Annotated in this window: 12 protein-coding genes and 1 tRNA gene; 8 read left to right on the top strand and 5 right to left on the bottom strand. The window is 67.8% G+C overall.

What is annotated here, in order from left to right:
- Positions 1 to 37: 37 nt before the first annotated feature.
- The 5 genes from ASE12_RS18540 to ASE12_RS18520 all read left to right on the top strand — a co-directional run bounded on the left by ASE12_RS18540 (position 38) and on the right by ASE12_RS18520 (position 3,388).
- Positions 38 to 1,600, top strand: a complete 1,563-nt coding sequence (locus ASE12_RS18540) for an NAD(P)/FAD-dependent oxidoreductase (protein WP_056404965.1) — start codon at positions 38 to 40, stop codon at positions 1,598 to 1,600.
- Positions 1,591 to 1,663 (top strand) — tRNA-Lys (locus tag ASE12_RS18535). Before ASE12_RS18540 ends, ASE12_RS18535 begins: the two co-directional genes overlap by 10 nt.
- Before the next feature lie 60 nt (positions 1,664 to 1,723).
- The gene (locus ASE12_RS18530) at positions 1,724 to 2,077 is read left to right on the top strand and encodes a TraR/DksA C4-type zinc finger protein (protein WP_056404063.1); all 354 of its coding nucleotides are present in this window, start codon (positions 1,724 to 1,726) and stop codon (positions 2,075 to 2,077) included.
- A 39-nt stretch (positions 2,078 to 2,116) separates the two neighbouring features.
- Positions 2,117 to 2,383, top strand: coding sequence for a zf-TFIIB domain-containing protein (locus ASE12_RS18525; RefSeq protein ID WP_056404061.1), 267 nt, complete (start codon positions 2,117 to 2,119; stop codon positions 2,381 to 2,383).
- A 153-nt stretch (positions 2,384 to 2,536) separates the two neighbouring features.
- Positions 2,537 to 3,388, top strand: a complete 852-nt coding sequence (locus ASE12_RS18520; RefSeq protein ID WP_056404059.1) for an NAD-dependent epimerase/dehydratase family protein — start codon at positions 2,537 to 2,539, stop codon at positions 3,386 to 3,388.
- On the opposite strand, the gene ASE12_RS18515 is transcribed toward ASE12_RS18520, so the two are convergent.
- Complete coding sequence (locus tag ASE12_RS18515) at positions 3,385 to 3,969, bottom strand: YitT family protein (RefSeq protein ID WP_157413058.1); 585 nt, start codon at positions 3,967 to 3,969, stop codon at positions 3,385 to 3,387. The two genes, ASE12_RS18520 and ASE12_RS18515, sit on opposite strands and share 4 nt — an antisense overlap.
- 36 nt (positions 3,970 to 4,005) lie before the next feature.
- Between ASE12_RS18515 and ASE12_RS18510 the strand changes: the two genes are divergently transcribed.
- Together ASE12_RS18510 and ASE12_RS18505 are read left to right on the top strand one after the other, a co-directional pair.
- Entirely contained in the window at positions 4,006 to 4,302 is a 297-nt protein-coding gene (locus ASE12_RS18510; RefSeq protein ID WP_056404056.1) for a DUF503 domain-containing protein, read from the top strand.
- A 7-nt stretch (positions 4,303 to 4,309) separates the two neighbouring features.
- Positions 4,310 to 4,924 (top strand): FMN-binding negative transcriptional regulator, encoded by a 615-nt coding sequence (locus tag ASE12_RS18505; RefSeq protein WP_056404054.1) that lies wholly within the window; start codon positions 4,310 to 4,312, stop codon positions 4,922 to 4,924.
- A gap of 66 nt (positions 4,925 to 4,990) precedes the next feature.
- Here the strand turns inward: ASE12_RS18505 and ASE12_RS18500 are convergent, their stop codons facing one another.
- Both ASE12_RS18500 and ASE12_RS18495 read right to left on the bottom strand, forming a co-directional pair.
- Positions 4,991 to 6,607, bottom strand: a complete 1,617-nt coding sequence (locus ASE12_RS18500; protein ID WP_056404052.1) for a hypothetical protein — start codon at positions 6,605 to 6,607, stop codon at positions 4,991 to 4,993.
- 362 nt (positions 6,608 to 6,969) lie between these two features.
- A complete protein-coding gene (locus ASE12_RS18495) occupies positions 6,970 to 7,776 on the bottom strand; it encodes a DUF4118 domain-containing protein (RefSeq protein WP_157413057.1) in 807 nt (268 codons plus the stop codon).
- 212 nt (positions 7,777 to 7,988) lie between these two features.
- On the opposite strand from ASE12_RS18495, the gene ASE12_RS18490 reads away from it, so the two are divergent.
- Entirely contained in the window at positions 7,989 to 9,839 is a 1,851-nt protein-coding gene (locus ASE12_RS18490; protein ID WP_369797232.1) for an amino acid transporter, read from the top strand.
- A 9-nt stretch (positions 9,840 to 9,848) separates the two neighbouring features.
- Here the strand turns inward: ASE12_RS18490 and ASE12_RS18485 are convergent, their stop codons facing one another.
- The gene (locus ASE12_RS18485) at positions 9,849 to 10,523 is read right to left on the bottom strand and encodes a response regulator transcription factor (RefSeq protein WP_056404046.1); all 675 of its coding nucleotides are present in this window, start codon (positions 10,521 to 10,523) and stop codon (positions 9,849 to 9,851) included.
- Complete coding sequence (locus ASE12_RS18480) at positions 10,520 to 13,033, bottom strand: ATP-binding protein (protein WP_235508945.1); 2,514 nt, start codon at positions 13,031 to 13,033, stop codon at positions 10,520 to 10,522. Before ASE12_RS18480 ends, ASE12_RS18485 begins: the two co-directional genes overlap by 4 nt.
- Between the last annotated feature and the right edge of the window lie 3 nt (positions 13,034 to 13,036).

Raw genomic sequence — 13,036 nt, 5'->3', positions numbered from 1 at the left:
GCGACCTCGAGGGCATAACCGGTCCTAGTCTGGGGCCATGGAACGAGAAGCCGAGAAGCACGACGTCGTGATCGTCGGCGGTGGCCACAACGCGTTGGTCGCCGCGACCTACCTCGCACGCGCCGGGCGCAGCGTCACGATCCTCGAACGGCTGCCTCACGTCGGCGGCGCCGCGATCAGCGCTGCGGTGTTCGACGGTCTCGACGCCCGGCTGTCCCGCTACTCCTACCTCGTCAGCCTCATGCCGGAGGCTCTGATCGCCGAGCTCGGGCTCGACCTCGAGCTCCGTTCGCGGGACACCGCGTCCTACACGCCGTACGACGGCGGCGGCCTGCTCGTCGAGACGGTGCCGGGCCAGGCGACCGAGGAGTCGTTCCGTACGCTCACGGGCTCTGACGACGAGCTCACCGCGTGGCGCCGCTTCTACGCCGAGGTCGCCACGGTCGCCGACGCGATCGCGCCCACGCTGCTCGAGCCGCTCCCGCACATCGGTGAGCTGCGCGACCAGGTCGAGATGGCGATCTGGACCGACCTCGTCGACGAACCCATCGGCACGGCCCTCGAGCGGCGGTTCGCCGACGATCTCGTGCGCGGGGTCGTCGGCACCGACGCGTTGATCGGCACGTTCGCCTCGCTCCACGACCGCACGCTCGTGCAGAACCGCTGCTTCCTCTACCACCTCATCGGCAACGGCACCGGCGAGTGGCGCGTCCCGGTCGGCGGCATGGGCGCGGTGACCGCCGAGCTCGAACGGGTGGCGCGCGAGGCCGGCGTCGACATCCGCACCAACTGCGAGGTCGACGGGATCGACGCGTACGACGTCGGCGCGACCGTCTGCGGCGACGGCTTCGTCATCGAGGCGGACTGGGTGCTCAGCGGTGTCGCCCCGTACGTGTTGGAGCGGCTGCTCAGCAACCCGACACCGTCCAAGCCGTCGGGCTCGCAGTTCAAGATCAACCTGCTCGTCTCGCGGCTCCCACGTCTCAGGTCCGGCATCGACCCGGCGATCGCGTTCGCCGGCACGTTCCACCTCGGCGAGTCGATGAGCGAGCTCGAGCGCGCGTACGCACAGGCAGCCGCCGGATCGTTGCCGGACTTCGCCTCCGGCGAGCTCTACTGCCACACCCTCACGGACCGCTCGATCCTCGGCGCCGACCTCGCCGCGACGGACGCCCAGACCCTGACCTACTTCGGGCTCCACACGCCGTACGAGGTGCTGCCGGACGAGGCGGCCGCCGCCACGGCGTACGCGCAGTTCCTCACCGCGCTCAACGCCCACCTCGACGAGCCCATCGAGCCGCTGATCCTCGGCGTCGAGCACAAGACGCCCGCCCAGATCGAGGAGGCGCTCGCGATGCCGGGCGGCCACATCTTCCATGGCGACCTGCAGTGGCCCTGGCTCGAGGAGGACGAAAAGCCCCGGCATCCCGCGGAGCGCTGGGGCGTCGCGACGAGCCATCCGCGCGTCCTGCTGTGCGGCAGCGGAGCCCGGCGCGGGGGCGCGGTGAGCGGCATCGCCGGCCACAATGCAGCGCACGCGATCCTCGATTATGAGGGACCGGAGGCGGCTGATAATGTTGCACCCGCTTCGCGGCATTAGCTCAATTGGCAGAGCAGCTGACTCTTAATCAGCGGGTTCGGGGTTCGAGTCCCTGATGCCGCACTGTGAAGGCCCCGTTCCTCGCCGAACGGGGCCTTCACGCATTCTCAGGAGGCGAACCGCATGGACCAGGCCCGGGCCCTCGTCCTGCTCGACGAGGAACGCTCGGCCGCCCTGCAGATGCTCGCGACGCTGACCCGCGACTTCACCGGCATCGTCGATGCCTCCCTCGACTCCAACGCCGACGACGAGCACGACCCGGAGGGCTCGACGATCGCGTTCGAGCGCTCGCAGGTCAGCGCGTTGATCGAGCAGACCGAACGACGCCTCGCCGAGGTCGACGCAGCACGAGCCCGCATCGACGAGGGCACGTACGGCCGCTGCGAGGTGTGCGGCGAGCCGATCGCGGACGGCCGGCTCGAGGCTCGGCCGGTCGCCCGTACGTGTGTGACGCATGCGGCCGGTGGGAACTCCTGAGCGCTGCGCCGAGTTGAGCGTGGCAAGGAGGAATCATCCATGAAGTGTCCGACCGACAACGCCACCCTCGTCATGAGTGAACGTGCCGGCATCGAGATCGACTACTGCCCCGAGTGCCGTGGGGTGTGGCTCGACCGCGGGGAGCTCGACAAGATCCTCGACCGCGCGACGGCCGACGTTCCTGCTGCCGCTCCGGCGCAGCCGCAGTACGCGGAGCCGCGCTACGAACAGCCGCGCCATGACAACCGGCAGCAGCCGTACCGCAAGAAGAAGAAGGAGCACTGGCTCACCGAGCTGTTTGACTGAGGTCGAGGCCGCCAGCGGCCGAGCGCCGAAGTCAGGTTGAGCGATCGCGGCGAAGCCGCCCGATGACGAAACCCGGCGAGCCGACATCGCAACGCAACCACCGTGTGAACCACGTCACGAAATAGCGCTCCCGCTCCCCCGGTTGGCATTGTCATGAAGATCTTGCTCACCGGGGGAACCGGTTTCATCGGGTCAGCCGTGCTCGACCAGCTGGTCGCCACCGGACACCGCGTGACCGCCGTCGTCCGCAGCCAGAAGTCCTCGCTCCACGTCCAGGATGCCGGCGCCACCGGCATCATCGGTGACCTGTTCAATGCCGACTGGCTCGCTGCAGAGCTGCGCGGCCACGACGCCGCGATCCACACCGCGGCGGGAGGCGACGAGCGCGACGCCGAGCTCAACGAGGCCGTGATCGACGCCGCGATCGCGGCGTTCAGCGGCACCCAGAAGCCGTTCGTCCACACCGGCGGCATCTGGGTCTACGGCAACAACCCGGCCATTACCGAGACGAGCCCGCTCGCGGCGCCGGACCTCACGGCGTGGCGCGTGGCAAGCGAGCAGCGACTGCTCGAGTCCGGGATCAGGGCATCTGTCGTGCAGCCGGGCATCGTCTACGGCCACGGCAAGGGCATCCCCGCGATGCTCGCCGCCTCGCCCGAGGCCGGCACCGTGGCGCTGTTCGGCACGGGTGACCAGCGCTGGACCACGGTCCACGTCGACGACCTGGCAGATCTGTACGTCCGCGTGCTCGAACAGGCGCCGGGCGGTCGGACGTACGTCGGCGTCAGCGGGCAGAACCCGACCGTCCGGGAGCTCGGCGAGGCCCTCGGTGAGGTCGTTGCGGAGGACCCGGCCGCGACCATCGAGCGCCTCGGCGGCTTCGGCGAGGCGTTGCTCCTCGACCAGCAGGCCAGCGGGCAGCGCGCGAGAAGCGAGCTCGGCTGGCAGCCGACCCGGCCCAGCCTGGTCGACGAGCTGCGGGCCGGATACGGCGAGGCTGCCTAGCCCGCACGCTCGATCGAGAGCAGGGAGAACCGCGCAGAGAGCAGGTCGACGAGCGGGCCCAGCAAGAAGATCACGAGCAACGTGCCCGGGCCGACCGCGGCACCGCACGCCCAGCCCAGGAGCGCCCCGCCGGCCTGCACGACGCTGTAGCTCCACCTGAACGGCACGGGAGGGTCGAACGCCAGCGCCGCGGCCTCCGTCGGCCCGGCGCCTGCGTCGACGGCGAGGTAGCCCGCCACCCCGACGGCGAGCACCGGGAACGCCAGCACGAGCAGCCCGACGCGCGCCCACCAGGCATCGGGCTCGGCGAACGCGTCCAGGAGCCCCGAGACGACGAAGCCGACGACGAGTGGCTGGGTGATCGTGCCGAGCCCCGGCCTGAGCCCGCGCGCCCAGGCCATCAGGACGAGAGCGATGCCGACCACGAGGTTGACGATCCAGAACTCCACGTCGAGCGCGATCGACAGCCCGTTGATCATCGTGGAGTAGCCGTCAGAGCCGAGGGCCGCGATCAGGATCATCGCGACGCCGACGCCGAGGATCGCGCAGGACACCACGAGACGTACGAGCTGTGACACCACGGACACGATCCTCGCAGCCCCTGTCATGATCGTGGCATGTGGATCGGTTGGATCGAGTTCGACATCGTGCTCGGCGACGTGCACTCGCTCAAGACGAAGCGGTCGATCGTGCGGCCGCTCGTGGCCGACCTGAGGCGTACGTTCAGCGTCTCGGCGGCCGAGACCGGGAGTCTCGACCTGCACCGCCGCGCGGGCGTGGGAGCCTGCCTCGTCGGGGCCGACAGCCGCCACGTCATCGACGTCCTCGACGCCGTGGAGAACTTCGTCGCGGGCCGTCCCGAGCTCGAGCTCCTCTCCGCCCGCCGCGGCATCAGCAACAGCGACGACGTCTAGGAGCGGCATGTACATCCCCCGTTTCAACGTGATGGACGACCCCGACGACATCCGCGCGTTCGTCGAGGCTGTCGGCAGTGCTGAGCTCGTGACGATCGGCTCCGACGGCACCCCCGTCGCGACCCTCCTGCCCGTGCTGTGGAGCGCCGACGGCGGCACCGTCATCGCCCACATGGCCCTGGCCAACGACCACTGGCGGCAGATCGGCGAAGGCGCCCGCTGCCTCGCGATCGTCGCCGGCCCCCAGGCCTACATCTCGCCGTCGTGGTACGCCGCCAAGGCCGAGCACGGCCGGGTCGTGCCCACCTGGAACTACTCGGCGGTGCACCTCACGGGCACCGTCCGGGTGCACGACGACCCGGCATGGGTGCGCGACGCGGTGACCCGCCTGACCGACCACCACGAGCACCCGCGCGAGCAGCCCTGGGCCGTGACCGATGCCCCCGAGACGTACATCGCCAAGAACCTCAAGGCGATCGTCGGGCTGGAGCTGACGGTCGAGCGCGTCGAGGCCAAGGCGAAGCTCAGCCAGAACCGCTCGGATGCGGACCGGGCCGGAGTGGTCGCCGGCCTGCGCGCCGAGGGCGGCGACCCCGCCGTCGCCGATGCCATGGACGACTGACGCCCGCAGACGCGAGAAGGGGAGCCGCCGAAGCGACTCCCCTTCTCTCTCGTGATCAGTGCCTGATCAGCGACGTCCTCCGCGGAGGAACGAGCCGATCGCTGCCACGACGTTGCCCACGGCCTTCATGAAGCCGATGTGCTGTGTCGAGGCGTGCGCCCGCTTGATCCCGGCCGGCTTCTTCACCGGCGGAAGGATCAGCGAGTAGGACGGCATCCGACCGCTGGTGGACGCGTGGCTCACCGGCTCGCGACGCATCAGGACCAGGAGTCCTGCTGCCGTCATCGGACCTGCGAGGAGCAGCACCCAGAGGGGCAGACCACCTGTGTCAGGCAGCAGGTCGTCCTCCTTGGCGGGCTCTTCGTCGTCGTTCGGCGACACGCAGTCCGCTGTCGGCAGCTTGCCACCGACCGCGACCTCGAACACCGTCTGGCCGACGAGCACGAACTCCTCGTCCGTCACGCTCGCGGTGATCGTGTAGTCACCGGGACCGTTGAACACCGGCTCGACCAGGTACTGCACGTGGTCGGTCTCGGGCAGGACGAGCGATCCGTCTTCGTCACAGTCAGCCGGATCGGCGAACGGCGGATCAGCGGTGATCTCGGCCGGGATGATCCCGGCGCCGTCGCACTTGCCGTCGTTGTAGAAGGCGATGCCCTCGGCGGTCCAGTTCTGGCCTGGATACTCCACGTTGTCGAACGTGTACGGCGGGATGATGTCGCCCCACTCGATGTGCTGCGCCTTCAGCGTCGGATCCCACAGGGGGCCTTCGTGCTCCGTGTCGTGCCCGTGGACGATGCCGGCCGTGGCCGGCCCGATCGCGTTGTACGGGTTGACGTTGCTGTCGGTGCGGTGACAGATCGTCAGATCGGTGCTGTCCACCAGCACGCACTGGGGATCGTCGCCGGCCAGCTTCTCCAGGACGAGGAAGTCCCAGTGAATCGTCGCCTGGTCGTCGATGATGTAGTTCGCGTTCGCCGTCGCGTCCACATCGACATCTCCAGGCGAGTTCGACGGTGTGATCGTGTACGTCACGCCCTCGGACGTCGGGAGCTGGACGAAGCCGTCAGCCACACACGTCGGCCCGACCAGAGTGGGATCATCGGTCCCGACCTCGGTCAGCCCAGGCGCGTCACCACAGGGGTTCGCAGCGTTGGTGTTGCGGCCCGGGTACTGCTTGACGTCGTCGCCGTCCATGTACTCGAAGGCGGGGATCCAGTCCTGCGAGTGGGCAGCGTTGTTCTTGCCGTGTCCCTCGCCCTTCACGATGGAGTTGTAGCTCACCGAGATGGCGTGGGCGTTTGCGGGGTTGCCCGGCGGGACGTGGCAGATGGTCACCTTGGCTTCGAGATCGACGGCGGCGGCAGATGCTGCGGCGCCTTCGGTGTCGTCCTCGTTGGGTGCGTTGCCCGAAGTAGAGTCGTCCGGCGTGTCGGCCGGCTCATTGGCGTCACCTACGGGAGCGACAGGGTCGTCGTTGACGACCGGTTCCGGCTCGGGATCGGCTGCCGGAGGCGTGGTCTCGGCCGGCGCTTCCTGCTGCGGCTCGGAGGTCTCCGGTGCCGGAGCCTCGTCAGCTGCCTCCTTCGGCGCGTCTGTGGTGTTCTCGACGGCCGGCTCGGCCGGCGCGTCTCCCTCGTCGGCGACGGCGGGCTGCGCGAGGAACACGCTGGCCGCAATCATCGCTAGTACGAGCAATATCTTTTTCATGACAGATAACTCCATCCGTATCGCCCCTGCACGGAACGGTTCGAGTCGTAGTCAAGGGGGAGTCCTCGGCTGCGGGTCGGCCGCGGCAAGTGGGAGTGCGCCGTGACCTGTGCACCTAGACAACGCCACGTGGCTGGGCTACGTCACGTCGAACGGTCCCGAAATGGCCGGAATTTCGGCGATCGAGGCAGATTTGATCACGACGGGCCACACCGCCTAGTCCCGATGAACTAGGGCGGATAATGACTAGACCTTAATGGCCGATCCCGCAACTTTTAGGCCGATTTTGGTTGCATGATGCGTCATACCTCGAACTGGAGGTGCGGGGGCGATTCCTAGTCAAGCGGTGGCGCAGATTCCTGAGACGCGTGCGCCGCGCCCGCCTGGTCTGCCAGCGCCACCGCAACCCGTCGCTGCTCGAGCGTCGGCCGTACGATCCTGGTGGCTGCGACGATCAAGAACGCTCCTTCGACCACACCGCGGTGCCGAGCGGGCAGCACGACTTCGCCCAGCACCGGCAGGCCGTCACGATCGACGTTGACCAGACTCCCGCGGATCGTCACCTCACCGTCGGGTCCGAGCACGGCACTGTCGCGACGAATGGCGCCGGCCTCGACGAAGTCGCACGCGTCCACCTCGAGCAGCTCGGCGATGTGAGCGCCCACCTGATCGATCAGGGCTGTCGTCGACACCTGCGCCGAGACGATCTGCGAGGTCGCCATGAGCCCGTTGAGGTAGCCCGCTCGGCGACTGGCCTTTGCCTGCTGACGTCCGCCCCAGATTGCGAGCTCTGTCACGCCGATTCCCACCAGGACCAGCAGAAGCGTCACCTCGATGTCGTCGGAGTCCTCAATGGTGAACCGGTGAAACGGCTTGGTGAGGAAGTAGTCGAACCACAACCCTCCGGAGGCCGCCGCGACCACACCGGCCAGTCGATCTCCCGTCGCGGAGGCTGCCACGACCACGGCGACCAGCACGAGCGCCGCGGTTGCTGCGGTGACGTCCACACGCATCCGGGCGGCAACCGAGCACCACACGAGCGGCAGACCTGCAGCGATGCCGATCAAGGCAGGGCGGTGGCGCTCGAACCAAGCGTTTCCCATGCCTCCATGGTTGCGCGCGACAACGGAGTAGACAGTCACGCGGCGAAATCTTGACGCGATCTTGACGCCCTGCGGTCCCAGAACGGATGAACCGCCAAATTTTCGTCCGTACGATGGCGCGGACGACCAAGTCGGTGGTCCAGTGAGGACGCAACCCAGTGACGAGCACGGCTCCCAGGACAGGCCTTCGACGGTGGATGTTGGACGGGCTGAGTGACACCGCCGGTGAGCTACACGGCCCGCATGGCAAGGTGTCTGAGGATCACCGCCGCCACCCGTGGTGGCAGGTCATGTGCCTGACTGGCGTCGACTACTTCTCCACGCTCGGTTATCAACCTGGCATCGCCGCCCTCGCGGCCGGCGCGGTCGCGCCCATCGCCACCCTCGTGCTGGTGGCGCTGACGCTGTTCGGCGCGCTGCCGGTCTATCGCCGCGTGGCCCGCGAGAGCCCACATGGCGAAGGGTCGATCGCCATGCTTGAGAAGGTCCTGCCGTGGTGGGCGGGCAAGCTGTTCGTGCTCGTGATGTTGGGGTTCGCGTGCACCGACTTCCTCATCACCATGACGCTCTCGGCAGCCGACGCCTCAGCGCACGTGCTCGAGAACCCCTTCGCCCCTGACTTCCTCGAGGGCCACGTCGTCCTGATCACCCTCGTGTTTCTCGCTGCGCTCGGTGCAGTGTTCCTGCGCGGATTCAAGGAGGCCATCGGCATCGCCGTGGTCCTGGTGATCGCATACCTGGCTCTGAACGCCGTCGTCCTCGTCTCATCATTCATTGAGATCGCTCGCAATCCCCACGTCTTCGGCGACTGGCACAAGCTTCTGATGTCCGAGAATCACAACTGGTTCGCCGTTGCCGCGGTGGCTCTGATCGTCTTTCCGAAGCTCGCCCTGGGTCTCTCGGGGTTCGAGACCGGCGTCGCGGTCATGCCGCAGATCGCAGGAGCACCGGACGACACCGAAGCCAAGCCTGAAGGTCGGATCATCGGGGCCCGCAAGTTGCTGCTGACAGCGGCCGTCATCATGAGCATCTACCTGGTGTTGTCGAGCATTGTGGCCGCCCTCTTGATCAAGCCGGACGACTTCGAGGTCGGCGGCGAGGCCAACGGTCGCGCATTGGCGTTTCTCGCGCACGAACAGCTCGGCGCCACGTTCGGGACCGTGTACGACGTCAGCACCATCGCGATCCTCTGGTTTGCCGGCGCGTCGGCGATGGCCGGCCTGCTCAACCTCGTCCCCCGCTATCTGCCGCGCTATGGCATGGCACCGTCGTGGACCAAGGCAGTTCGCCCTCTGGTCCTGGTCTTCATGGCCGTCGCGTTCTTCGTGACCTGGATCTTCGACGCCAGCGTCGATGCGCAAGGCGGCGCGTACGCCACCGGAGTGCTGGTGCTGATCAGCTCGGCCTCCGTCGCGGTGACCCTGACCGAGTACCGGCGTCGGCACCGCAATGCCACGATCGCCTTCGCAGCCGTGTCCACGGTGTTCTTCTACACCACGATCGCGAACGTCTTCGAACGTCCAGACGGGGTCAAGATCGGTGGCCTTTTCATCTTGGCGATCGTGCTCGTCTCGTTCGTGTCCCGCACGCGCCGGTCGCTGGAGCTGCGGGCGGTCAGTATCGAGATGGACGAGACGGCCACGCACTACATCGCCGGGGCAGCCAAGTGCGGCACCGTTCGGCTGATTCCCAAGGAACCGGGTGAGGGCACCGCCCGCATGTACAGGGAGAAGGCCACCGAGGTGCGCGAGGACAACGGCATACCGGCGTGGGCGCCACTGATCTTCGTCGAAGTCACCGTCGCTGATGCTTCCGACTTCGAGGGCGACCTGGAGGTCATCGGCGAAGAGCGGTTCGGCTACCGGGTCCTCAAGGTGCGCAGCTCGGTCATCGCCAACACGATCGCTGCGTTGCTGATGGACATCCGTGAGAGCACCGGGACGATCCCGCATGCGTACTTCAGCTGGACCGAGGGCAACCCGATCGTCAACTTCCTGAGGTTCCTGTTTGTCGGGGACGGGGAGATCGCGCCGGTCACGCGCGAGGTGCTCCGGGAGGCCGAGCCGGACCCGGACCGACGTCCCCGCGTCCACGTGGGCTGACCGCAGACCTCAGACGACGAGCCGGTAGCCGATGCCGGGATCGGTCAGGAACATCGTCGGCTTGGACGGATCGCGCTCGAGCTTGCGCCGGATCTGTGCGAGGTAGACCCGCAGGTAGTTGGTCTCGCGGTCATATGCCGGGCCCCACACCTCGTGGAGCAGCTCGCCCTGACGCACCAAGCGACCCTCACGACGGGCGAGCACCTCCACGATGTGCCACTCGGTCGGGGTGAGGCGAACGTCCTCCCCTGACCGCGTGGCCACGCGTTCCGTGATGTCGAGGCGTACCTCCCCGGACTCCACGACGAGCGGAGCACCGTCGCCTCCGCTTCGCCGGATCGCCGCCCGCACCCTCGCCAGCAGCTCCTCGATGTCGAAGGGCTTGGTGACGTAGTCGTCCGCCCCTTCGTCCAGCGCCTCGACCTTGTCGTCCGACTCGTGGCGGGCGGACAGGACGACGACCGGCACGCGGGTGTGGCCGCGAAGTCGCTTGAGCACGGCGACGCCGTCGAGGTCGGGCAGGCCCAGGTCGAGGATCACGACGTCCGGCATCCGTTCGTCCACGATCTGCAACGCCGATCGACCATCACCCGCCGTCTCGACGTCATACCCTCTGGCCCGGAGATTGATCGAGAGCGTCCGCAAGATGGCCGGGTCGTCATCGACTGCGAGCACGAATGTCATGGCTGCCCTCCACCGAGCACGGAGCGGGTTCCCGGCAGGTCGAGGATGAACGTCAGTCCTCCGCCGGGGGTGTCCTCGACGGTCAACGTACCGTCCATCGCCTCGGTGAGACCGCGGGCGACCGCCAGGCCGAGCCCGATGCCCTCACCGCGCGGAACGTCGCCCAGCCGTTGAAATGGCTCGAACAGCCGATCGCGCTGGTCCAGCGGCACCCCCGGACCTGTGTCGACGATCCGGATCAGCACGCGCTCCCCTGCCGTCGAGGCGTCGACCTGGACCTTGGAGTCGTCGCGAGCATAGGTGAGAGCGTTGCCGACGAGATTTGCGATCACGCGCTCGAGCAGTCCCGCATCGCCGGCGAGGAGAGCCGCGTCGTGGGCGACAGTGACGTCAACGCGCTGACGTCCGGCCAACGTCGCGACAGCCGTACGAATCGTTGCTTCCACCTCGACCTCGTCGACGTGGGCGTTGACCACACCCATCTGCAGTCGACTCATGTCGAGCAGGTTGGCCACGAGGTCGTCGAGGCGATCCGCCCCCTCCTCCACGGTTGCGAGCAGCGCCCGCTCATCCTCGGGCGACCAGGTGATCTGGTCGTTGCGGAGACTGCTGACGGCAGCCTTGACGGCTGCCAACGGCGAGCGCAGGTCGTGGGAGACCGCGGCGAGGAGTGCCGTACGTGTTCGGTCGGTCTCTTCGAGCACGCGCCGCTCACTGCTCTCCTTCATCGCACGACGGCGCTCGCCCAGCACCGACGCATGTGCGGCGTACGCCTTGAGCAGTCGTTGGTCGGCGGCGGCGAGGGATCGGCCGACGAGCGCCAGGTAGGACTCGTCATCAACCCTCACGGTGACGTCCGCAGAGGCGAGATCGGTGACCGGCGCACCGTAGCCGATCGAGACGTCGCCGTCGGGGCCGATAATCGCCGCGCCCCGCATCCCGAACAGCTCACACGCTCCGGCCAGCAGCGTTCGCATGTCACCGGCATGGAGCAGGCTGTGCGACAAGACCGAGAGGGCATCAGCTTCCGCGCTCGCCTTCTCGGCCTGCACGGTTCGGCGAGCCGCTAGGTCGACGACCGACGACACCGCAATCGCCACCACGACGAACAGCAGCAGGGCGAACGCGTTCTCGCCACTGGCCACGGTCAGCTTGTGGAGCGGCGGCGTGAAGAAGAAGTTCAGCGCGAAACCGCTGACGAATGCACTCACGACCGCCGGGACGAGGCCGCCGGCGATGGCGGTCGCCACGACCAGGGCCATGTAGAGCATCGACTCGGTCGGCAGGCCGTGGAAGTCCGGCGTGGCCAACAGAAGTGCGGACAGCACCAACGGCCCGACGGCGCCCATGACGAAGCCGCACGCGCGCCGCCGTCCGCTCAGCTCCGAGGCCCGGCGCATGGTGCGGCGCTTCTTGCGCGCCTGGTCGTGCGTGACGATGTGCACGTCGATGTCACCCGACTCGGCGATCACGACTTCGCCGATGCCCGGGTTGGCCAGCGTCGACAGCCGGCCGCGGCGACTGGCACCGATCAGGACCTGGGTCGCGTTCTCGGCCTTGGCGAAGTCGAGGATCGCCACCGCCGGGTCATCGCCCATGACAGTGTGGAACGTCCCACCCATGTCCTCCGTCATGACGTGCAGCTTGTGGAGGCGAGCGGGGTCCATCTGGACGAGGCCGTCGCCCCGGGTCACGTACAGGGCCATCCACTCCCCGCCACCGGTGCGTGACGCGATGCGAGAAGCACGCCGCAGCAGCACCTCCGACTCGGGTCCCCCGGTCACCGCGACAACGATCCGCTCACGAGCTGCCCAGGTCGAGTCGATCCCGTGCTGGTCCCTGTACCGGTCGAGCCCCTCGTCGACCCGATCGGCCAGCCAGAGCAGCGCGAGCTCTCTCAACGCCGTGAGGTTGCCCTCGCGAAAGAACTGCGAGAGCGCCGCGTCGACCTTGTCGGCGGCGTAGATGTTGCCGTGCGCCATGCGACGTCGCAGTGCCTGCGGGCTCATGTCAGTGAGCTCGATCGCATCCGCCTGACGGACGACCTTGTCGGGAACGGTCTCCTGCTGACGGATGCCCGTGATCGACTCGACGACGTCGTTGAGCGACTCGAGGTGCTGGATGTTGACCGTCGTGATGACGCAGATGCCCGCCTCGAGAAGTGCCTCGACGTCCTGCCAACGCTTCTCGTTCTGGGCACCGGGGATGTTGGTGTGAGCCAGCTCGTCGACGAGGACCACCTCAGGTCGACGAACGAGTATCGCGTCGAGATCCATCTCCTGGCGTGCCGTCCCCAGGTACTCGATGGTGCGGCGCGGTATCAGCTCAAGCTCGCCGATCTGCTCTTCGGTGTGGACCCGCCCATGCGTCTCGACGTATCCGATGACCACGTCGGTCCCTCTGGCGGCACGGCGCTGCCCCTCATCGAGCATCGCGAAGGTCTTGCCCACCCCCGGCGACGCGCCGAGGTAGACCCGCAGGACACCTCGCTGCCTCGCTTCGTGCTGCACGTC

Source organism: Aeromicrobium sp. Root236, from assembly GCF_001428805.1.
Classification (GTDB): Bacteria; Actinomycetota; Actinomycetes; order Propionibacteriales; family Nocardioidaceae; genus Aeromicrobium.
Note: the sequence above shows the minus strand (reverse complement) of the source record. Positions and strands in the feature narration are given on the sequence as shown.

Excerpts from the sequence above, each read along its gene's own strand:
- ASE12_RS18540 (WP_056404965.1), top strand. The coding sequence starts at position 38 with ATGGAACGAGAAGCCGAGAAGCACGACGTCGTGATCGTCGGCGGTGGC.
- ASE12_RS18530 (WP_056404063.1), top strand. The coding sequence starts at position 1,724 with ATGGACCAGGCCCGGGCCCTCGTCCTGCTCGACGAGGAACGCTCGGCC.
- ASE12_RS18505 (WP_056404054.1), top strand. The coding sequence starts at position 4,310 with ATGTACATCCCCCGTTTCAACGTGATGGACGACCCCGACGACATCCGC.
- ASE12_RS18510 (WP_056404056.1), top strand. The coding sequence starts at position 4,006 with ATGTGGATCGGTTGGATCGAGTTCGACATCGTGCTCGGCGACGTGCAC.
- ASE12_RS18500 (WP_056404052.1), bottom strand. The coding sequence starts at position 6,607 with ATGATTGCGGCCAGCGTGTTCCTCGCGCAGCCCGCCGTCGCCGACGAG.
- ASE12_RS18520 (WP_056404059.1), top strand. The coding sequence starts at position 2,537 with ATGAAGATCTTGCTCACCGGGGGAACCGGTTTCATCGGGTCAGCCGTG.
- ASE12_RS18525 (WP_056404061.1), top strand. The coding sequence starts at position 2,117 with ATGAAGTGTCCGACCGACAACGCCACCCTCGTCATGAGTGAACGTGCC.
- ASE12_RS18485 (WP_056404046.1), bottom strand. The coding sequence starts at position 10,523 with ATGACATTCGTGCTCGCAGTCGATGACGACCCGGCCATCTTGCGGACG.